Below are 20,831 nucleotides of genomic sequence, written 5' to 3'. Positions count from 1 at the left end.
CTTGTGGTGGTTCGACCGGGGCAATATCCAGGCTGCGCATGATGCGGGTTTCGATGGGTCGGGGGTGAAGGTGGCGGTGATCGACAGTCAGATCAATCCTGATGTGATCGGTCTCCGTGGGGCCGATGTGACGGTGCGTGAGCCGTCGTATTGCTTTGATGCTTCTGGCTCTCCGTATCCGACGGTGTCGACCGACTATGTGGCCGCGTCGCATGCGACAAATGTCGTGTCGATGATCGTGGGAACGGGTGAGGCCCCCCCAGGGGGCGCTCCGGTGAAGGGGGTCGCCCCTGGGGTGGAACTGCTGTTCTACACCGCTCCCGTGCTGGACGGTGTCGTTGATGAAGACGGCGACGATGCCGAATGCTTGCAGGAGAACGGCACCTCTTTCGCAGAGGACGGTCGGGAAGGGCTGGACCACGCGATCTCGGATGCGATAGCCGATGGGGCGGACATCATCTCCATCTCCTCCGGCGGTACCGACGCATCGAAAAGCCTCGCGGAAGCGTACGCCAACGACGTGGTGGTGGTCGCCGGTATGGGGAACGACGATGGAATCGACGTGTTGCCGGCCGCATTGAACGGTGTCGTGGCTGTGCAGGCCTTCGGCGAGGACGGCAAGATCCAGAACGGGCAGTACGGGAAGCCGAACGAGAGTGACTACGTGGTGACGGCGGGACCGGGGGTTCGACTGCTGTTGCAGGGCACGTCGGATTCGTGGGATGCGCAGGAGCTCGGGTCGGGGACATCGTTTGCGACGCCGATCGTGGCGGGAATGCTCGCCGTGGTGAAGCAGAAGTACCCGGAGGCGACCGCAGGCCAGCTGATCCAGAGCCTGATCCACAACACGGGCACCAAGGGCGAGCACGAACCGGAATGGAACCCGGGTACCGGGTACGGGGCGGCATCCCTCACTGGCATGCTGGCTGTCGACCCGACGAAGTATCCCGATGTCAATCCGATCTTCGACGCCGACGATCCCAACGCCTCGCCGTCTCAACGGACGGTCGATGAGGCCAAGGCAGCGCTCGGCGATGGCGACTCGACGGCGAGCCCAACCACCGAGCCCGGTGCGGCCGAGCCGCCGACCGGTGCTTCCGCGATGGTCCCGTGGCTCATCGGCGGCGGGGTCGTGCTTGCGCTGCTGATCATCGGCGGCATCATCCTCGCGATCGTCCTCACGCGATCCTCACGACGAAAGACCACCGAACAGGGGGGGAACCATGGCCGGTAAGCAGGGCGGATACGAGGCAGAGCTGAACCGCATTCGTGCGCTTTCGGATTCGATCATCCCGAAGACGTCGGCGCTCTTCAACGCGCTGGAATCTTTGGATAGTGCCCTCGCCAAGGTCCGGCTATCGGACTCATGGAAAGGCAGCGCGGCGGAGCGTGCCACTGCCGACATCGACGAGATTCGGACGAAGTTCACTGACCTCCGCGACATCGTGAGCACTATTGATTCGGCCGTCGGCGCGGGCAACGAAGCACGGCGGACCGCGTCTTCGGCGGAGCTTCCCTCGGCTTCGATCGACCCCTTCTGGGCGAATGCCGCGAAGGGAGCGTCGTTCGTGATTCACCCTGTCCTCGGGCCGCTTGCTGCCGACAGCGCGCTGGATGCGATCGGCGACTTCCTGGGAAACCAACGTGAGGAGGCGGCGCGGAAGATCGTCGAGGACGTTGAGAAGTCGTTGGTCGGCCCCACGAGGGAGTTGAACACGGCATCCAAAGAACTCACGAGAGCCGGCCTTTTCTCATCCTCCAACGAGGAGATCATCGACGACGGGCCCATCGGTGGTCCCCAGATCGCTGCCCCGAGGATCGGGTCGCCGGGTGTCGGCGGTGGTCCCTCGGGCTACACACCTGGTGTCGGCGGATATCAGCCGCCCACCGGTGGCGTCGGTGAGTACCAGCCGCCGGTCCCGACGTCCCCCACGGCACCGACTCTTCCCGGCGGACCGGGGACTGGCGGGTGGCATCCGGTGGATCCGGGCGGCGATGGCCCCGTTCTCCCCGGCGGCAAGGATCCTTCGGTCGACTCTCCCGGTGGCGGCGTGCTGCCCGGGCTTCCCGGTGGCCCCGGTGGCGGCGCGGGAACCGGTGGCGGTTACCCCGCCGGCCCTGGTGGCGGACTGCTTCCCGGCGGTAACACGGGCGGTGGGGGCCTCGGCGGTATCGTCGGCGGCGGCGCGGGTGCGGCAGCGATCGCTGCGAGCTCGAAGATCGCGGGCTTCGGCAGCATGGGCGGCCTCGGCGGCTCGGGTCTCGGTGCGGCATCCGGTGCGGGTCTGAAGGCGGGCGGCGGGCTGCTCGGCAACTCGGCATTCGGCGGCGCGGGCGGTGTCGGCGGTGTCGGCGGCACCACTGGTGCAGGCGGCGTCGGAGGCGCGGGCGGTGTCGGTGGTGCGGGTGCAGCAGGCACCGGTTCCTCGGGCGCAGCCGGTGCGGGTGGCCGTCCTGGCATGGGCATGATGGGCGGCGCCGGCGGCGCCGACGAGGAGGAGAAGGCCAAGCGGTCGGGCCTCGGCGGTCCCATCGCTCCGAAGCTCGAAGATGACGAAGAGGTCGGTCCCCGCGCCAAGGGCGCGAGGGCTGGATCCCGCGACGAGCCCGCCACTTGACTCATTGACGCGGTCGGGGGGCCGTGTGTGAAGGAAGCAGGGCTCATTCGAGCCGACCGGAGAGAGGAACGCAATGTCGGGGGACGATGACCTTCTGGCGTCGATGGAGGCATTGAACGCGAAGATCGATGCGCAGATCGCGCAGTCGCAGGTGCGAGCGGACGATGCTGCGCGCGTAGCCGCCGAGGCGACTCAGGTGACCGCGACGGTGACATCGCCGGACGGGAGGGTCACCGTGGTGGCGCAGCCGACCGGTGGAATCACCGGGGTGCGGCTCTCGAGCGCGGCGGCCGACGACGCCGTGGCGCTCGGAGCGGTGATCACGGCGACCATCGCCAAGGCGCAGCGTGCCGCGGCCGACATCGTGCTGGAATCGATGGCGCAGACGCTCGGCGCTGACTCCGGCCTGGTCGATGCGGTCCGACGCGACGTCGACGCCGCGTTCCCGGTACCCGGCGACAGCTCTCTGGGATACCGCTGATGGCGACGCTCGAGGTCAATCCTTCGCGTCTCGCGGCGGCCGCGCGGTCGATCGGGGATGCGTCGGCCAACATCAATGCTGCCCTGGAGCAGCTGCTGGCCGTCGCCGGTGTGCTTCGGGACTCCTGGTCCGGCGACGCCCAATCTGCGTTCGACTCCGCACACGGTCGCTTCGATCTGTCGATGCGGGAGCGCGCGGAGCTCGTCGACGCCATCGCGACGACACTTGCCGACCTCGGAACGTCGTATTCGGAAGCCGACCTCGCGGGCCAGCGCGCCCTCGGCGGCTGAGACCCTCGACCCGGCAGAGAAGACAGCCATGACAGCGGCAGCGAATCAGCAGATCATCATCGATCCCGAAGTTCTCCAGCGGCACGTGCGCGCGCTCGCGGACGCGGCAGACACGCTTCGTGCTGCCGCGGCCAACGCCGGCAGCGGCGTGGGAGTCGAGGCGTTCGGCGCCATGTGCGGACCGTTGCTCGGTCCCGCGGTGTCGGCGCTCGCCGATTCCTCGCGTTCGACGCTCGTCACCGCGAGTGCGCTGTCCGCCATGACGTCTGCAGCTCTGCAGGCCACTGCCGGTCAGTTCAGCGAGATCGAAGAGTCCGCAGTGACGACGTTCCGCGCCATCGAGGGATTGGCCCTGTGACGGCGGTCGCCGCCGTCAGCGGTCAGGTGCGATCCGGCACCTGGGCCGCCGGCGCTGCGGGATACACCTCCGCCCAGGCGGACTGCGCGAGCATCCCCGGAATCGCGGGGCTTCTCATCCAGTACATCGCCCCGCTCCGGGAATGGTTCGACGACCTGCTCGGCGACCCGGGAACGGTCGGTGCCTTCGCCTCACGCTGGGAGGACTCCGAACGAGCGCTCGGCTCTGTGCTGACGGTGCTGCGGGGAGCGGAGCGCACGCTCGTCGATTTCGATGGTCGCATGATCCGAGCCCTGCGGGAGCGCTTCGCCGACCTCATCTCGGTCGCCGAAGACGGGGTGCAGTGGACGGGCGCGACCGCGAGCGCCGTCCGCATGGTCTCGCAGATCATCGAGTCGACCCGGGTGCTGATCTGTGACTTCCTGGGACGCCTCAGCCGCTTCGCCGACGACCTCTTCGGATGGTCGTTGAACCCGCTGTCGAAGCTGCAGGACATCGAGCGATTCGCGAACTCCGCCGCTGAGTTCATCACGGTCGGTGGGGCGCTCGTGAAGAGCCTGATCAGCGCCGTCGTGTCGCTCGCGCAGTTGTTGTACAAGCTCGCTCCGCTCATCGGCGACGCGCTTCAGCAGTTGCGTGGTGTGATCGCCGACATGATGCCGATCGTCGGAGTGCTTTTCGGCGGCCCGCTCGGAGTGCTCGGCGGGAACGTGCTGGACGACTTCCTCGATACGGATGTCGACATGCGGGAGATCGACCCCGATGACATCTCCGGGAAGAAGCGAGAGGCGTGGGACGACGCGCAGGAGGTCACCTCGCTCAACTCGCTGTCGGATCTTGTAAAGGTGAACACGACGACGGACGCCATGGGCCGGCAGGATGCGACAGTCGTTGACATCAAACAGGTTCTCGCTCCTGATGGCTCGACCCATTGGGTGGTGTCGTTGCCCTCGACGCAGCCGTGGGAGTTCGATGGGCCGCACGGTGCGATGAACGACCGCGACAGCAACCTCGCACTGATGATGGACAACCCGATCTTCCGGGGACAATACGAGCGTGCTGTCCTGCAGGCGATGAAGGAAGCGGGAATACCCGCGGGGGCGGACGTCGTGCTCACGGGCTTCAGCCAGGGTGGCATCATGGCGGTCAATCTCGCTGCCGATCCGACCTTCCCCTACAAGCCGATCGGCGTCGTGACCAACGGCTCGCCCGTCGACAACTTCGCGGTGCCGTCGCACATCCCCGTCTACGCGTTCCAGCACGCGTCCGACGTCGTGCCGATGACCGACGGGAGCGCGATCGCGCTGCCGGGTCTCCCCGGCGTCGCACCGATCGACGTGCCGAATTCGCTGATCACCGTCTTGCCGTCGAACATGCACCAGATCACGCTGCCCGATCCTCCCGGGAAGCACTTCTTCGCGGCACATGATAACGATGCCTACGCCGGGTCCGTCGCCGCATGGGAAGAGCAGTACCGAGAGAGCAACGACGGTGAAGACCCGTGGAACCTAGCGGGACTCGGCGGACAGGTCATCGATCATCAGGTGTACTCCGGAGTGGAGCACTGATGCGCTTGCCCTCGCGCCCGCACGGCCCCCGTCGAAACTTTGCCGCGGCGTTGCTAGGAGTCACGTTGCTGGCGTCGCTCACCGGATGCTCGTTTATCGCAGGCGATCTTGCTGACGATGAGGTCGAGGAGATTCCTACGGCGCTGCTTGCCTCGGACATCGGGATCACGGACGCCTATGCGGAGAAAGCTGTGACTGGGTTCACCTATTATCTGGCAGTAGGAGTGGATCTCGACCACGACGAGCTCACAGACTCCGAGCTTGCGTCGATTCTGCAGATCATCGTCGACGAGAACGACCTGCCGACCGATGACATCGAACTTGGGGTCGAGGGCGCCGATGGTGAAGACATCGACGTGGAGTCGACGATGGAGCGCCTCGTCCCGGGCGTCGTCGTCACCTCTCTGTATGGAGAAGTGCGGATCACGATGGACGGTGCGCGCGACATCATCGACGCCGTGGGATCGGATAGTTGATGGATTATGGATCGCGCATCGGCGGGTATCGCATCCGTCTTGTAACAGCGTTGCTCGGCCTCACCTTGTTGCTCCCACTCACTGGGTGCGGTGTCTTCGCCAAGGAGTTCTCCGACGGCGACTACGCCGAGACGATCCCGGCGGCTCTGCGCGAATCCGATCTCGGCGTCACGGAGGCCTTCGCGGCGAAGGGGATCGATGGGTTCACCTTTTACCTGGGTGTCGGCATCGACATCGACCAGACGCAGCTTTCCGACGACGCCCTGGCGGAGATGCTGCAGATCGTCATCGACGGCAACGATCTCCCCACCGATGAGATGCGCGTCACGGTTCAGAACGTCAACGGAGAATTCGTCGATCTCGATGACTTGGTGGCGAGTGTCGCCCCCGACATCGACACGGGATACTCCGACAGCCGACTCGTCGTCACGACCGAGCAGGCGCGGCAGATCATCGACGCTGTCGGGCGGGAGCAATGAGCGCCGGTAGTTCGCGAAATGCGCGTCGTGGCCACGCCCTCGCCGCGGTGTTGCTCGGCGTCGTTTTACTGGTGCCACTCACTGGATGCTCGTTGATCGCGGGGGATTTGGCGGATGACGAGGTCGAGGAGATCCCAGCCGCGCTGCTGGCGTCTGACATCGGCGTCACCGAAGCTTTCGCAGTAAAAGCGACGAACGGACTCTCCTTCGACCTCTGGGTCGGCGTGGATCTCGACGATGCCGAACTGACAGACGAGGAGCTCGCCTCGATTCTGCAGATCGTCGTGGACGAGAACGACCTTCCGACGGACAGCATCAAGTTCGGCGTCAATGATGTCGAGGGCGGCAGCATCGATGTGGAGTCGATGATGGAGCGCCTCGTCCCGGGCGTCGTCGAGGTCTCGTCATCGTCGATCGTGTGGATCACGACCGACGGTGCGCGCGACATCATCGACACCGTGAACACGGAGCAGTCGTGACGCCGGGAGCATTGCGCAGCGTCGCCGCACGACGCGTGTCCCGCACAGTGGATAGGGTGCAGGTGTGTCAGTCGAGATCGTAGAGCGGCGTCGGATCGTGCTCCAGAGCGAGGATCGCCGTTTCGATCTCTCGCTCCCGCTGGACGAGACCCTCGAAGACGCGTTGATCCTGAGCGGGCTGTCGACGGCAGATCGCTTCATCACCATCGGCCCCGGTGGGTTCGAGATTCCGGGCGACACCGAGTGCGAAGACCTCGTCGACGGCGGCCTCTACGCCCTGATCGACCGCACGGCGCTGGCCCCGCAGGCTCGTCCCGCAGGCACGACGACCGGCTCCACCCGTGCCGACCACGGCGCACGATGGTGGATGCTGGCGGTCGCCGGACTGCTGCTCGTCGCCGTCTTCGCGCAGGGTGCGGGTGATCCGCTGCTCCGGCTCCTGATCGCGCTCCTGGTGGCCGCCGGTGCGATCAGCGGGGCGGTGGCCTGGGCCCGTCGCGACTCCGCGGCGGGGGTGCGCGGCATCCTCGGCGTGCTCGCCCCGGTACTCCTCTCGTTCGCGGCCGGAGCGCTCCTGATCCCAGCCGACCTCGAAGCGAGTGCGCATCTCTCGGCCGCAGCCGGCTTCCTCGCGGCGGGGACCACCACCGCGATCATCGCCGTCACCGCCAAGGCACGCCCGATGCGGGCCGCAGCCGGCACCGCGACAGTGCTGCTCGTCGCGCTCGCCGCGGTCTGGGGCCTCGCCCTGCTGCTGCGCTGGGGGCCGGCGGAGGCCGCGGCGATCTCGCTCGGAATCATCCCCCTGGGCCTACGTGCGCTGCCCAGCAGCCTCGTCAACCTTCCCGAGGGCTACTTCATCGACTACAAGCACTTCATGACCAGCCGGTGGACCGTGCGCGGAGCGATCCCCGAGTCGGTCGGACTGCTGCGACCGGAGCGCATCACCGCGGTCGTCGACGATTCGTCCGCGCGGCTCATCGCCGGGACCGCCGTGCTGAGCATCGTCGCCGCACTGATGGCACCGATCGCGTTCGTGCGACCGTGGCCCGACGATCCCTTCGTGGTGTCCGGCGGCATCGCGCTGTTCTGCTGCGTGGGCCTCGCGCTGCTGCTCACCCCGCGGCACACCACCTCCCGGATTCTCCGCTGGTTCCCGCGCGCAGCCGCCGCGATCGTCTTCCTGGTCGCCGGCATCCAGGCAGCCGTCGCTCTCGGGACGGGATTCCACCTGCTCGGGGCCGCCGTGCTGTTCGCGGTCGGACTGGCATCCGTCGCCGTCGTCATCCCCATCTCGCGCGGAGCGAGCTCGCTCATCTGGTCGAGGTTCGGCGACGCGTTCGAGTGGCTCGCGGTCGCGCTGGCGCTGCCAGCCGCCCTTCTCTACGCGAATGCGCTCGCGCTCGTTCGTGGAATGATGGCGGGATGAGCGGGAACGGCGAACCACAGCCCTGGCCGGGCAGTGGCCCGATCCCTCCGATGCAACCCGGTGCTGGCCAGCCGGGGGAGATCCCGGCGCTACCGCCTGCGCTCATCGCGGCGCCTCCAGGCGTCGACGGAGCGCCGTTGCGGCAGGGGCAGGCACCGCCGGCTCCGACCCCGATCCCATCCCGGCGCACAGCGGCGCGGCGACCCGACGACGGCCTCGGTCCGGCGTTCGCGGGCGCGCCGGCAGGAACCGGCCTGCGCATCGCCGCCTTCACGCTCGACGCCGCAGCCGTGATCCTCGGGGCCGCCATCGTCCTCGTCCTCTCCCAGAGCATGCTGCTCGCCGGTCTCGCCGTGCTCGAGCTCGCGATCTTCCTCTGGGTTCTCGAAGCTCGCACCGGGATCACGCTCGGGAACGCGGTGCTGCGCCTTCGCAGCTCCCGCGCCGACCGTCCTTACTCGCCCGGCGTCGGGCGTCAGCTCGTGCGCGGCATCATCACCGGCGCGGGTTTCCTTGTGGCGGTCGGCAGCTGGGTCGTCGTCGCTTCCAGCGCGTGGGATCGTGGTGGTCGACGGCAGTCCTGGGCCGATCGGGTGGCCGGCACGGTCGTCGTCTCCGTTCCCGCCCGCGCCGCGGCAGAGACGCCGCCGCAGACCCCTGTCGTCGATGCTGTCGAGTCGCTGGCCCCGCCCCAGGTCGTGCCGCTGGGTGCGCATTCCTCCGTCGTCGACGAAGACTCCGAACCCACCGATGCCCGCGCCGCGTCGCACCGCACCGAGACCCCGGAACCGACTGCTCCGGGCACGGACAAGCCGCTGTTCACCGTCGCACCAGCGCCCGCGCCGCAGGCCGGAACCGAGGCCGCAGCCCCGGCATCCGAGACCGGAGCGCTGCTGCTGATCTTCGACACAGGACAGCGCGTGCAGCTCGCCCTCCCGCTCGCCGCGAACCTCGGTCGCGCTCCCGTCGCCAGCGCCCACGACGACCGGCTCATCATCGTCACCGACCCGGATGCATCCGTCTCGAAGACGCACCTGCGCATCGAGCATTCGCGCGGCCGCACCTGGGTCACCGACTTCGGATCGACCAACGGCTCCGACATCCGCGCTGATGACGGACAGACGACCGAGCTCGTCGCCGGGGAGCGCGTGCTCCTCGACGACGCCGACCGTGTCCGCATCGGAAACCGCAGCTTCACCATCAGCCTCCTGCTGGCCACCGACAGCAGCGCCGGAGAGAGAGCATGACAGGACCCCGTCTCGCCCCGCCCCGCGTCCCCTCCGGGAAGCTCCCCGTCCAGGCGCCGCCGGAGCTGCAGCCGAACGACGGCGGCATGGGCATCCTCGGCTCGCTGCTGCCCATGCTCGGCAGTGTGGGCGCGATCGTCATGGTCACCATGTCGAACCAGTCGGTCACCGGTCTGCTCACCGGCGGCATGTTCCTGCTGTCCTCGCTCGGATTCGTCGCCGTCAACGGCTGGCGTCAGCGTTCGCAGCGGCAGGCCGCCACGCTCAGCGCTCGCCGCGAATACCTGGCCTACCTGACCGAGCTGCGACAGACCGTCCGCGTCGCGGCGCGGCAGCAGCGGCGAGCCGCCAACTGGCACCTTCCCGCACCCGAGACACTCCCGTACATCGCCGAGGAGCGCACTCGTGTGTGGGAGCGCGGAGTCAACGACCCCGACTTCCTCTCGGTGCGCGTCGGTACGAACGACCAGCCGCTGTGCATCTCGCTCGAAGCGCCGGAGCTACCGCCTCTCGCCCAGCTCGACCCGGTCGCAGCATCCGCCGCCCACCGCTTCATGCTGACGCACGAGGTGCAGAAGAACCTCTCCCTCGGCGTGACGCTGCGCGACTACGCCCGCATCGAGATCACCGGTGACGAAGACGAGACGCGGGCGCTCGCGCGGGCGATGCTGCTGCACGTGGCGACGATGCACGACCCCGACGTCGTCCAGATCGTCATCGCCGCCGGCCCCGATGTGCTGCCGCAGTGGGAGTGGGCCAAATGGCTGCCGCACACGCATTCACGCACCGTCAGAGACGGGCTCGGCGCCGCGCGCATGATCGGATCGCAGCTGTCGGAGCTCGAGGACATGCTGCCGGCCGAGGTGCGGGAGCGCTCGCGCTTCGCCCGTGACGGCTCCGGCGCGAAGTCGCCGCACATCGTGATCGTCACCGATGGGGCGACCACCTCGTTCAACGACATGCTCGTGAGCGGCGACGGTGTGCAGGGCGTGACGGTGATCGATCTCCCGGCGCGCTGGGGCGACCTCGACGACCCGAACGCCCTCCGCATCGCCTTCGAAGCGGGCGGCAAGGGTGCGCGTGCCGAGCTCGTGAGCCTGCAGGTTCCGGCGCGTTCCTTCGAAGCCGACGCGATCAGCATCGTCGAGGCCGAGGCGACCGCGCGGCGGCTGATCGCGCTGTACTCGGGTGGAACGACGATCACCAAGAAGAAGAGCGCGACCGATCAGGCCGAGCTCGTGGAGCTGCTCGGCCTCCCCGACGTGCGCGACCTCGACCTCGATGCCGCATGGTCGCCGCGTCTCGAGCGCGACCGCCTGCGGGTGCCCATCGGCCAGACCGAAGACGGCAGCCCCCTGATCCTCGACATCAAGGAATCGGCCCAGCAGGGCATGGGGCCGCACGGTCTCATCATCGGTGCGACCGGATCGGGCAAGTCGGAGGTGCTCCGCACGCTCGTGCTGGCGCTCGCGATGACCCACTCCCCGGAGCAGCTCAACTTCGTGCTCGTCGACTTCAAGGGTGGCGCGACGTTCGCCGGCATGGCCGACATGCCCCACGTCTCGGCGATCATCACGAACCTCGGCGAGGAGATCTCGCTCGTCGACCGCATGCAGGATGCGCTGCAGGGCGAGATGGTCCGTCGTCAAGAGCTGCTTCGCGCCACCGGGCCCTTCGCCAACGTGGCCGACTACGAGAAGGCCCGCCGCGGAGGACGCACCGACCTCGCGCCCCTTCCTGCTCTGCTCATCGTCGCCGACGAGTTCTCCGAGCTGCTGTCGGCCAAGCCCGAGTTCGTCGACACGTTCGTCAACATCGGTCGCCTGGGTCGATCGCTCCAGGTGCACCTGCTGCTGTCGTCGCAGCGCCTGGAGGAGGGCAAGCTGCGCGGCCTCGACACGCACCTGTCCTACCGCGTCGGTCTGCGCACCTTCTCGGCCGCGGAATCGCGCACCGTCCTCGGCGTCCCCGACGCCTACCACCTGCCCACGCAGCCGGGCGCCGGCATCCTGAAGTCCGACACCGAGACGATGACGCAGTTCCGTGCCGCGTACGTGTCGGGCCCGCCGCCCCGTCGCCGTCGTCGTGCCGCATCGGGATCGGGGCAGAGCTCCGGGTCCACCGCCGTCGAGCTGTTCACCGCCGCGCCGGTCTGGCGCGCCGAGACGCCGGTGGATGAGCCGGAGGTCGTCGTCGACGCGGAGCCGGAGGAGAAGCGGAACACCTTCGAGATCGCCGTCGAGATGATGAGCGGACGCGGTCCCGCGGCGCACCAGGTGTGGCTGCCGCCGCTGGAGACGCCGGCCACGCTCGACCAGCTCTTCGGCGACCTGGTCGAAGACCCGTCGCTGGGCCTGATCTCCCCGCGTTGGCGCGGTGCCGGCGCGCTCACCGTGCCGCTCGGAATCGTCGATGTGCCCCTCGAGCAGCGTCGTGAGAACCTCGCCGTCTCGCTCGGCGGTGCAGCCGGACACATGGCGATCATCGGTGCGCCCCTCAGCGGCAAGAGCACCCTCGCGCGCACCACCATGGTCGCCCTGGCGCTCACGCACACCCCGCAGGAGGTGCAGTTCTTCGTCATCGACTTCGGCGGTGGCAGCTTCACCGGCCTGCAGAAGTTCACGCACGTGAGCGGTGTCGCGACCCGATCCGAGCCCGACGTGGTCCGGCGCACGGTCGCGGAGGTCACGAGCCTCCTCAACGCCCGCGAGGTGTACTTCCGTCAGAACGGGATCGACTCGATCGACGCGTACCGTCAGCGCCGCGCACAGGGCCTCGCCGATGACGGCTACGGTGACATCTTCCTCATGGTCGACGGGTGGGGCACCCTGCGTGCCGAGTTCGAGATGCTCGAGCCGCAGATCCAGGCGATCGCCGCGCGCGGTCTGACCTATGGCGTGCACGTCGTGATCACCGCGGCGCGCTGGATGGAGATCCGCGCCAACATCAAGGACCTCATCGGTACCCGTGTCGAGCTGCGGCTCGGCGACCCGACCGACTCCGAGGTCAACCGCAAGGCGGCGGAGAACGTCACGGCCATCCCCGGCCGGGGTCTGAACGACCGCGGCCTGCAGATGCTCACGGCGCTGCCGCGCGTCGACGGTGTCGACGACGCCTCCTCGCTCGCCGACGGCATCGACGACCTGGTCGCGCGCGTCGCCGGCGCCTGGCACGGACCCGCCGGGCCCAAGCTGCGTCTGCTCCCTTCGCGTATCAGCCACGCGGACCTGCGCGCAGTCGCGGCCGCCGGTTCGTCCGACGGCTCGGAGCCCCGCGAGATCCTCCTCGGCATCGACGAGGCGAACCTCGCCCCCTTCTCGATCGACCCCCGCGCCGAATCGCTGCTGTATCTCTACGGCGATGCCGACTCCGGCAAGTCCTCGATGCTGCGCGGCGTCGTGCACGAGATCACTCGCCTCTACGGGCCGACCGAGGCGAAGATCTTCGTGGTCGACTACCGCCGTGCGCTGCTGGGGGAGATCCCGCAGGAGTACCTCGGTGCCTACCTCACGTCGCACGAGATGACCGAGGGCGGGATGAGCGAGCTGGCGCAGTTCTTCCAGAGCCGCATCCCCGGTGCCGATGTCACACCCGATCAGCTGCGCAGCCGGTCGTGGTGGAAGGGCGCGGAGGGCTTCGTCCTCATCGACGACTACGACCTCGTGTCGACGTCGCAGGGCAACCCCGTCGCCGTGCTCGCCCCGCTGCTCGCCCAGGCGGCCGACCTCGGTCTCCACGTGATCCTCACCCGTCGCACGGGTGGGGCGAGCCGTGCCGCCTACGACCCGATCATCCAGCGCATGACCGACCTCGGCGCCACCGGCATCCTGCTCTCGGGCAGCCCGGAGGAGGGCCAGCTGATCGGCAAGGTCAAGGCCGTCCCGGCCATCCCCGGCCGCGCGCAGATCGTCAGCCGTGACCGCGGCCTGGTCGCCGCGCAGCTGCTGTGGGTCCCGCCGAGTTACGAGTGAGTGCTGGCGTCGAAGGGTCTTTCGGGTGACACAGCAGGAGATGGCGTCCATGGGGACGATCTGGGTCCGCGGCCACGCCGGCTGGCAGGGTCAGCAGCGGGCGACGACGGGACTGGTGGTGTTCGCCGCCGTCTTCAGCCTCGTGGCCGTTCTTTTCAGCATGCTCCTGTTCGCCGATCCGGCACCCGCGCTGAAGCTCCTGGGGGTGGGGGTCATCGCCGCCGTCGCGGTGGGCGTCTGGCTGTTGGCGGCTCACATCCGGGTACCTCGCTCGCGGATCGCGAGGGCCGCCGTCGACGGACGAGAGGTCGTCTTCGCTGGTGTTCCGGGGATCATCCGGCCGCTACGTGCCTTCGCGTTCGTGGGCGCGGTCATCTTGGCGGGCTGCGCATGGAGCGTCTTCACCGTTCCCGCGGATGCAGTCAGGATGCGCATGCTTCTGGGCGTCCTCGTGATCGGCCTGACCTTGTTGATCGCCGGAGTCCGATTCTGGTTCCGTCCTCCGACCGCGCATCGGCTGACGCTTCGCCCGGACGGATTGGAGCTGCGGATCCCGCGCAATCACGCGTCCTTGTCGTGGGAGGACATTTCTGGTGCCTCGCTGCAAGGCAATCGCGTCATGCTGCGGACGGCGACCGCTCGCCCCTCCTCGTGGGCGGCGACTGATCTCGCCAGCGACCCCGTCATCCTCGCCGAACTCGTGACGTTCTACGCGAGCAACCCGCAGGCGCGCGCGGAGATCGGGCCGACGACACTCGCCCGTCTGCGCCGCGGAGACTTCCCCGGCGTCTGAGTCAGCTCCGAGTGCTCCATACGACAACGTCCGTGGACATCATGGCTCGTCCGTGAGGCGGAACTCGATGCTCGCGGTCTGTTCCGGATCTTCGAACCGGATCGTGCCGGACGTGAAGTTCGGACGACGTGCACTGGGTTCCACGACGAAGCCGTCGTTTGTTGCTTCGAGGAAGCGCAGGATGACCTCGTCGCCGTCGCTGGTGAGGCGCCAATCTCCGGATCCGCGGAAGTTGTCTTGTGTGTCCCTGTACTGGAGGGGGTTGAAGGAGGCGTCGCTCATTGTGAATGTGCCGTCGTCGTTGATGGTGAGGGTACCGTTGTCGTCGCCGACCGCTTCCCAGACGCCGATGGGGGACGTGATCTCGGGCGCGGGGGCACAGCCGGTGAGGCCGAGCATCGTGGCGAGGACGAGTACGCCTGCCAAGGGCGTGTTCGGGGTCGAGTCTCGGAGGTGTGTCATGAGGGTGTTAGTCCGTGATGCGGAATTCGATGCTCGCGGTCAGTTCCGGGTCTTCGAACCGGATCGTGCCGGAGGTGAAGTCGACTTGTAGTGCCGCGGGCTCGACAGGAAAGTCGCCGTTGGTGGCCTCGTCGAATCGGAGGACGAGTGGGGGATCGTCGGAGAAGATCTCCCAGACACCGGAGCCGCGGAAGTCGTCTTGCGTGGCCCTGTACTGGAGGGGGTTGAAGGAGGCGTCGGTCATCGTGAATGTGCCGTCGTTCTTGATGGTGAGGGTGCCGTTGTCATCGCCGACCGCTTCCCAGACGCCGATGGGAGAGGTGACGGCGGGGGCGCAGCTGGCAAAACCCAGCATCGCGACCAGTGCCACCGCGGCGGCCACCGCTGAACGGTGGGGGCGGAAGCCGAATGTCATGGGTACACCGTTTCGGTCCAGACGATGGTCTGGTGCTGGGGCGCGAAGTCGCCGCGTTCGGCGTAGGCCGAAGTCGCGGCAGCGTTGATGAAGGGCAGGTGCGCGCCCCGTTCTGCGGCGAGGAAATCCCGGGCTGTGTCGTCCACTCCTCCCGCCAGGCTGCTGCTCGTGAACTCAAGAATGCGATGAGCGTCAGACCACACAGCGGTGAACATCTTCGTGCCGGACGTGACCAGGTCGCTGAACGCCCCGGACAAATCGAACTCGCCGCCGGTACCACCGCTGTCGCTCGAGATCTCCTGCAATGACTGCACCACTCCGCGCAGGCCGATGATATCGACGTGAATGCCTGTGCACATTGTTCCCCCAGATATCCCCGCCCCGGTTCCACGCTAACGCGGGAGGAGGTGGGGGAGAAGGGAACCGGACGCTGTATGCCGGGAGATCAGCGGGCGGCTGCGGCGTCGGCGAGGTGGCGCGCGTTGTGGTTGAGCACCTTCACGATGATGCCGTGGCGGCGCAGCTCGGAGACCGTGCGTGCGCCCTCTTCCGAGTCGCGGCCCAGAGCCTTGATGTTCACGACGACCAGCACATCTCCGTGCTTCAGGGTCGAGATGAGGCGAGCGAGACGGTCGTTCCAGCTCTCCAGGATGTCGGGGGCCGGGTGGCGGAAGCCTTCGATCGGCACGCCGAAGCGGGTGAGGTCGTCACGCTGCTCGACGACCGAGGGCATTCCCTCACGGGCGACGACCAGGCCGACCAGACGGGAGTCGTCGGGCCGCGCGGTCCAGAAGTTGCGGTTCTGCTGCAGCTCGGTGAAGCACTTCGGGCAGGCCGCGGCATCGTGCGGCAGATGCAGCGGGCTCGTGAGAGCCTCCTCGACAGTCGCAGCCGTCTTCGTCGGATCAATCGTCTCGCTCATCGCGCACCTCCGACTCCATTGTGCCCTGTCGGGCTCTGGATCGGCGACCCTTCACAGGAGACCGAGCGACCGCACCGTCTCACGCTCCTGCAGCAGCTCGGCCACAGACGCATCGACCCTGGCACGCGCCCACTCGCTGAGCTCCAAGCCCTCGACGATCTGCCACTCCCCGTCGACCGAGCGCACCGGGAACGAGGAGATGATCCCCTCCGGCACGCCGTACTCGCCGCGCGAGACGACACCGGCTGAGGTCCAGTCTTCGGTGCCCTGCACCCAGTCGCGCACGTGATCGATGGTCGCGCTCGCCGCGGATGCCACGGAGGACGAGCCGCGCACCTCGATGATCTCCGCTCCGCGCTTCGCGACCCGCGGGATGAAGGTGCTCTCGAGCCAGGCGGGCACATCTCCGACGATCTGCTCGAGCGCCTCGCTCACCGGCTCGCCGCCCACGGTCGCGTGCGAGATGTCGGGGAACTGCGTGGCCGAGTGGTTGCCCCAGATGGGCACGCGGTGCACGGTGTGCACGGGCACGCCGAGCGTCAGTGACAGCTGCGCCCGCGCGCGGTTCTCGTCCAACCGGGTCAGGGCCGTGAAGCGCTCGGCAGGCACACCGTCCGCCGAAGCCGCGGCGATCAGGGCGTTCGTGTTCGCGGGGTTGCCGACGACGGTGACGCGCACTCCGGAGGCGGCATTCGCGGCGATCGCTGCGCCCTGAGGGCCGAAGATGCCGGCGTTGGCCGCGAGCAGGTCGGCCCGCTCCATTCCGGGACCACGCGGACGGGCGCCGACGAGCAGGGCGAGGTCGCAGCCGTCGAAGCCCACGGCCGCATCGTCGGTCACCTCCACGTGCTCGAGCAGATCGAACGCACCATCCTGCAGCTCGAGCGCCGCACCCTCCGCGGCACCGAGCCCCTGCGGGATCTCCAGCAGCCGCAACCGCACCTTCTCGTCGGGACCGAGCAGGTCGCCCGCCGCGATCCGGAACAGCAGTGCATAGCCGATCTGTCCGCCGGCGCCGGTGAGGGTGATCGTGGTCGTCATGCTCCGAGCCTACGTCCGTTCGGAGGACCTCCGCGCGGAGTACCCTCGACGCATGACCTTCAATCCCGAAGCCGACATCTCGGGCAACACCACGCGCCGACGCGGGCGCAACGCGGCCATCGGAGGCGTCGCCGGCGTGGGCGTGCTCGGGATCATCGCCCTCATCGCCGGGCCCCTCCTCGGTATCGATCTCACCGGTCTGCTGGGCGGCGGGGCTCCGAGCGGAGGAAGCGAGCCCGCCGGAGGAGTGATCATCGAGAACTGCGACACAGGCGCGGATGCGAACGCCGATGTGGACTGCCGGATGGCGGGCGCCCAACTCGCGCTCGACGAGTTCTGGGCCGACAACGTCGACGGCTACCGTCCGCCGCAGATGGTCGTGGTCGACGGATCGACGCCCACGCAGTGCGGCACGGCATCCAACGCCGTCGGACCGTTCTACTGCCCGCCCGAGGAAGCGGTCTACGTCGACCCCACGTTCTTCCAGCTCATGCAGCAGCAGTTCGGTGCATCCGCCGGCGACCTCGCGCAGCTCTACATCGTCGGTCACGAGTGGGGCCACCACATCCAGAGCATCACCGGCGACATGGACAAGTACCCGAACAACGGGACGGGACCCGGCAGCAACGGTGTGCGCATCGAGCTGCAGGCCGACTGCTACGCGGGGGCCTGGCTCGGCCGGATGACCGAGCAGACGGATGCCGACGGCGATCCGTACCTCCTCAAGCCCACGGAGCAGCAGATCGAAGACGCACTGAACGCGGCGTCGACGGTCGGTGACGACAACATCCAGGAGCAGTCCGGGTTCGTGAACCCGGAGAGCTGGACGCACGGCTCGAGCGCGCAGCGTCAGCGCTGGTTCGCCGAGGGGTACCAGAACGGGCGGGGCGTCTGCGAGCAGGCGCTGACGCTTCCCGCGGGCCAGCTGGATCCGTGATCACGGCGGACGGGGAACGTCCGCTACCGTTGACGAAGTAGTCAGCACGACCGGCTGGGGGGCCGATGATGAAGAAGACGGATGCACTGTATCCACCGATCGAACCGCACGAGACCGGGGAGCTGCTCGTCGGCGACGGCCACCGGATCTACTGGGAGGTCAGCGGCAACCCCGAGGGCAAGCCGGTGGTCTTCCTGCACGGCGGGCCCGGTAGCGGGACATCGCCGTGGCAGCGGCAGTTCTTCGACCCGAAGGTCTACCGCATCGTGCTGCTCGATCAGCGTGGCTGCGGGCGCAGCACCCCGCACGCGAGCGCGCCGGACGCCGACTTCCGTCACATCACCACCGCGCACCTGATCGCGGACATCGATCTGCTCCGCAGGAACCTCGGGATCGAGAAGTGGCAGGTGTTCGGAGGATCGTGGGGAAGTGCCCTCGCGCTCGCCTATGCCCAGGCGCATCCCGACGCCGTGACCGAGCTGGTGCTCCGGGGGATCTTCACGCTGCGACGCGTCGAGCTCGAGTGGTTCTACGAGGGCGGCGCGGCGGCGCTGTTCCCCGACCTCTGGGAGGGTTTCGTGGCGCCGATCCCGGTGCTGGAGCGCTCGCACATGATCGAGGCGTACCACCGCCGGCTGTTCGATCCCGATCCGGCCGTGCACGTCCCGGCTGCGGTGGCCTGGTCGACGTGGGAGGCGTCGACCGTGACGCTCGTACCGAACGCCGCGCAGATCGCCGCGATGTCCGATGCGCGGGCGGCGACCGCCTTCGCCCGCATCGAGAACCACTTCTTCGTCAACCGCGGCTGGTGGGACGAGGGCCAGCTGATCGCGGGCGTGCCCGGCATCCGCCACATCCCGACCGTCATCGTGCAGGGGCGGCATGACGTGGCGACGCCGATGATGACGGCGTGGGATCTTCACCGTGCCTGGCCCGAGGCCGAGTTCGTCGTGGTCGACGACGCCGGTCACGCGGCCACCGAGCCGGGGACGCAGAAGGCGCTCCGGGCCGCGACCGACCGGTTCGCCCGCGCGAGACGCTGAACCTCAGGCCTGCAGGGCCTTCGTCAGCGTCTTCACGAGGCCGACGATGCTGCCGTCGACGCGGTAGCGGGTCAGTCCCTCGCTCACCGCCGCGCCCGTGCGGGCGGAGACGAACCACGGCGGCTTCGGGAGGATCGTGAGTCGCCCGCCACCGTTCGCGACCGGCAGGGAACGCGGGAACGGGCGGAACGGCCCGCGGAGCACGGAGCGCTCGACCTTGTCGAGCAGCAGCGCGTTGTGCACGACGCCGATGCCGCTGCCCACATCCTCGATCGTGCCGCCGGGGAACGCGCCCCAGGTGAGGGTCGGGGTGATGAACCCGAAGGCGGTCCAGCCGTTGATCGCGATCGACCCGTAGTGGAGTGCCGTGATCGCCCGGTCGAATCCGGCCCCGAGCGACTTCTCGGTCGCGGGATCGATCAGCAGGTTCGCGCCGAGGGTGCCCTGGAGCTTGTCGTTCGCGTGCGCCACGGCGGCATCCAGGAATTCCTGTCCGGTGCCGGGAACGGTGACCACGCCGAGAACCGGCGCGAAGTACTCGGTGGTCTCCAGCGCGGTCGGGTCGTCGTCGGCGTCGATCTCGACGAGAAGTCGGTCGCCGAGCACGAGCGCGTCGGGGTAGGCCTCGGTCGCGAGCTCCATCCGCGAGGGGGAGCCCGGGTACCAGATCGGGCGCTCGGGAGCGTTGGCGTAAGCGCGGCGCAGCGCGGCGCGGAAGGCGTCGGCCTGGTCCCAGTCCGACGACATGATGACGACCTGACCCGCGATGCAGTTGTGGCCGCAGTTCTGCAGGCGCATGGTCGCGACGTGCTCGGCCTGGTAGGTGATGTCGGCGTCGGTCCAAGCCCCGGGAACGATGATGATGGGGGAGACTCCGCCGAGCTCGGCCGTGATCGGCTTCTTGAGCTGCGGGCGGTTCTCACGCCGCCGCCGTTTCGTCGCCGCCGCGCCTTCGCCCTTCGACGGGCCCCAGACGATGGTGTCGAAGGTCGCTGCCGAACCCGTGATGTGCACATGCACGAGGTCAGGGTGGCCGGTGAGGTACGCGCCGACCGCCGGCCCGCCGCGGACGATGCGCAGGAATCCCGGTTCGATCAACGGCGCGAGCGCGCGCTTGTACACCGGCACCAGGGCATCCTGCGTGGGGTTCACCTTCAGCAGAGCGGTGCGGTTGTGGGCGAGCAGCTCGTAGAGCACATCGAGCACCGGGATCGAGGTGACGTTCCCCGCGCCGAGCACGAGCCCGGCCCCACCCGGTTCGGAGGGCGTGCGCTGCGCGAGACCTGCGGCCGCGCGTGCGGCGCCGGGCGTGACACCGGGCTGGAGCCAGACCTCGCCCGTGAAGCCGGACAGCAGGAACTTGTCGATGCCGGTCAGGGGGAAGGCGTGCACCCGGGTGCGTCCGCCCGGGGCGCGGTCGATCGCGATCCCGTCGAGCGGATTGGCGCCGTTGGCCAGGCGGGTGAGCGTCTCGATGTAGGCGTCCAGCGCGCCGAGAACGCTGTACGGCCCGCTGAGCCATTCCTCGCCCCGCAGCGGATGCCTGCCGTCGAGGCCCTTCGATGCCGCGGCCGTGTTCGCCCAATCCTCTGCGGTGGCCGCGACGCTCGTGCGCACCGCACGCAGCAGCGTCGCCCTCTGGGCGAGGGTGAGCGCCGACCACGTACGAGCCCCGGTCTGAAGGGCGTCCACCGCCGTGTCGAGCCGTTCTCGCTCGCCTTCGCCCAGTGCGGGGGCTTCGGCTTTCGGCGCTCGCTTCGAGGTCGCGGCGGGGGTGGCGGCTGTGCTCGCAGAAGTCATCGACGTCTCCTTCGGACGGGAT

Annotated in this window: 21 protein-coding genes; 15 read left to right on the top strand and 6 right to left on the bottom strand. The window is 68.4% G+C overall.

The window, feature by feature from the left end:
• The first annotated feature begins 1 nt into the window (after position 1).
• From CQ042_RS05695 to CQ042_RS05635, 13 genes are all read left to right on the top strand, one after another.
• A complete protein-coding gene (locus CQ042_RS05695) occupies positions 2–1,234 on the top strand; it encodes a S8 family serine peptidase (RefSeq protein WP_258132052.1) in 1,233 nt (410 codons plus the stop codon).
• Positions 1,224–2,618 carry a WXG100 family type VII secretion target gene (locus CQ042_RS20395; RefSeq protein ID WP_181157466.1) on the top strand — a complete coding sequence of 465 codons (1,395 nt, stop codon included), beginning with the start codon at positions 1,224–1,226 and terminating at the stop codon, positions 2,616–2,618. Before CQ042_RS05695 ends, CQ042_RS20395 begins: the two co-directional genes overlap by 11 nt.
• A 73-nt stretch (positions 2,619–2,691) precedes the next feature.
• Complete coding sequence (locus CQ042_RS05685; RefSeq protein ID WP_105669493.1) at positions 2,692–3,099, top strand: YbaB/EbfC family nucleoid-associated protein; 408 nt, start codon at positions 2,692–2,694, stop codon at positions 3,097–3,099.
• Positions 3,099–3,389 (top strand): WXG100 family type VII secretion target, encoded by a 291-nt coding sequence (locus CQ042_RS05680; protein ID WP_105669492.1) that lies wholly within the window; start codon positions 3,099–3,101, stop codon positions 3,387–3,389. The genes CQ042_RS05685 and CQ042_RS05680 overlap by 1 nt, the downstream gene beginning before the upstream one ends.
• Positions 3,390–3,417: 28 nt before the next feature.
• The gene (locus tag CQ042_RS05675; protein ID WP_105669491.1) at positions 3,418–3,747 is read left to right on the top strand and encodes a hypothetical protein; all 330 of its coding nucleotides are present in this window, start codon (positions 3,418–3,420) and stop codon (positions 3,745–3,747) included.
• Positions 3,744–5,315 carry a hypothetical protein gene (locus CQ042_RS05670; RefSeq protein ID WP_105669490.1) on the top strand — a complete coding sequence of 524 codons (1,572 nt, stop codon included), beginning with the start codon at positions 3,744–3,746 and terminating at the stop codon, positions 5,313–5,315. The genes CQ042_RS05675 and CQ042_RS05670 overlap by 4 nt, the downstream gene beginning before the upstream one ends.
• A 65-nt stretch (positions 5,316–5,380) precedes the next feature.
• The gene (locus CQ042_RS05665; RefSeq protein ID WP_258132051.1) at positions 5,381–5,791 is read left to right on the top strand and encodes a hypothetical protein; all 411 of its coding nucleotides are present in this window, start codon (positions 5,381–5,383) and stop codon (positions 5,789–5,791) included.
• Complete coding sequence (locus CQ042_RS05660) at positions 5,791–6,270, top strand: hypothetical protein (RefSeq protein WP_105669488.1); 480 nt, start codon at positions 5,791–5,793, stop codon at positions 6,268–6,270. The genes CQ042_RS05665 and CQ042_RS05660 overlap by 1 nt, the downstream gene beginning before the upstream one ends.
• A gap of 92 nt (positions 6,271–6,362) precedes the next feature.
• Complete coding sequence (locus CQ042_RS05655; protein WP_105669487.1) at positions 6,363–6,749, top strand: hypothetical protein; 387 nt, start codon at positions 6,363–6,365, stop codon at positions 6,747–6,749.
• Positions 6,750–6,813: 64 nt separating this feature from the next.
• On the top strand, positions 6,814–8,178 hold the full coding sequence (locus CQ042_RS05650; RefSeq protein ID WP_105669486.1) for a hypothetical protein: 1,365 nt from the start codon (positions 6,814–6,816) through the stop codon (positions 8,176–8,178).
• A 50-nt stretch (positions 8,179–8,228) separates the two neighbouring features.
• Entirely contained in the window at positions 8,229–9,425 is a 1,197-nt protein-coding gene (locus CQ042_RS05645; RefSeq protein WP_181157465.1) for an FHA domain-containing protein, read from the top strand.
• Positions 9,422–13,396, top strand: coding sequence for a type VII secretion protein EccCa (eccCa, locus tag CQ042_RS05640; protein ID WP_105669484.1), 3,975 nt, complete (start codon positions 9,422–9,424; stop codon positions 13,394–13,396). Before CQ042_RS05645 ends, eccCa begins: the two co-directional genes overlap by 4 nt.
• Positions 13,397–13,421: 25 nt before the next feature.
• Positions 13,422–14,189, top strand: coding sequence for a hypothetical protein (locus CQ042_RS05635; protein ID WP_146115355.1), 768 nt, complete (start codon positions 13,422–13,424; stop codon positions 14,187–14,189).
• Between the two features lie 39 nt (positions 14,190–14,228).
• Here the strand turns inward: CQ042_RS05635 and CQ042_RS05630 are convergent, their stop codons facing one another.
• The 5 genes from CQ042_RS05630 to CQ042_RS05610 all read right to left on the bottom strand — a co-directional run bounded on the left by CQ042_RS05630 (position 14,229) and on the right by CQ042_RS05610 (position 17,029).
• A complete protein-coding gene (locus CQ042_RS05630) occupies positions 14,229–14,651 on the bottom strand; it encodes a hypothetical protein (RefSeq protein ID WP_105669482.1) in 423 nt (140 codons plus the stop codon).
• 7 nt (positions 14,652–14,658) lie between these two features.
• Positions 14,659–15,066, bottom strand: a complete 408-nt coding sequence (locus CQ042_RS05625; RefSeq protein ID WP_105669481.1) for a hypothetical protein — start codon at positions 15,064–15,066, stop codon at positions 14,659–14,661.
• Entirely contained in the window at positions 15,063–15,425 is a 363-nt protein-coding gene (locus tag CQ042_RS05620) for a hypothetical protein (RefSeq protein WP_105669480.1), read from the bottom strand. The genes CQ042_RS05625 and CQ042_RS05620 overlap by 4 nt, the downstream gene beginning before the upstream one ends.
• An 86-nt stretch (positions 15,426–15,511) precedes the next feature.
• The gene (locus CQ042_RS05615) at positions 15,512–15,988 is read right to left on the bottom strand and encodes a recombinase family protein (RefSeq protein WP_105669479.1); all 477 of its coding nucleotides are present in this window, start codon (positions 15,986–15,988) and stop codon (positions 15,512–15,514) included.
• A 51-nt stretch (positions 15,989–16,039) separates the two neighbouring features.
• A complete protein-coding gene (locus CQ042_RS05610) occupies positions 16,040–17,029 on the bottom strand; it encodes a malate dehydrogenase (RefSeq protein ID WP_105669478.1) in 990 nt (329 codons plus the stop codon).
• 52 nt (positions 17,030–17,081) lie between these two features.
• Here CQ042_RS05610 and CQ042_RS05605 point away from each other — a divergent pair, with 52 nt between their 5' ends.
• On the top strand, positions 17,082–17,966 hold the full coding sequence (locus CQ042_RS05605) for a neutral zinc metallopeptidase (RefSeq protein ID WP_105669616.1): 885 nt from the start codon (positions 17,082–17,084) through the stop codon (positions 17,964–17,966).
• A gap of 65 nt (positions 17,967–18,031) precedes the next feature.
• Positions 18,032–19,009: a prolyl aminopeptidase gene (gene pip / locus CQ042_RS05600; protein WP_105669477.1), complete on the top strand. Its 978-nt coding sequence runs from the start codon at positions 18,032–18,034 to the stop codon at positions 19,007–19,009.
• Positions 19,010–19,012: 3 nt separating this feature from the next.
• Here the strand turns inward: pip and CQ042_RS05595 are convergent, their stop codons facing one another.
• Positions 19,013–20,809: an aldehyde dehydrogenase family protein gene (locus CQ042_RS05595; protein WP_181157464.1), complete on the bottom strand. Its 1,797-nt coding sequence runs from the start codon at positions 20,807–20,809 to the stop codon at positions 19,013–19,015.
• Positions 20,810–20,831 lie beyond the last annotated feature (22 nt).

Origin of the sequence: Microbacterium sp. MYb62, from assembly GCF_002979475.1 — a bacterium.
Lineage (GTDB): Bacteria > Actinomycetota > Actinomycetes > Actinomycetales > Microbacteriaceae > Microbacterium.
Note: the sequence above shows the minus strand (reverse complement) of the source record. Positions and strands in the feature narration are given on the sequence as shown.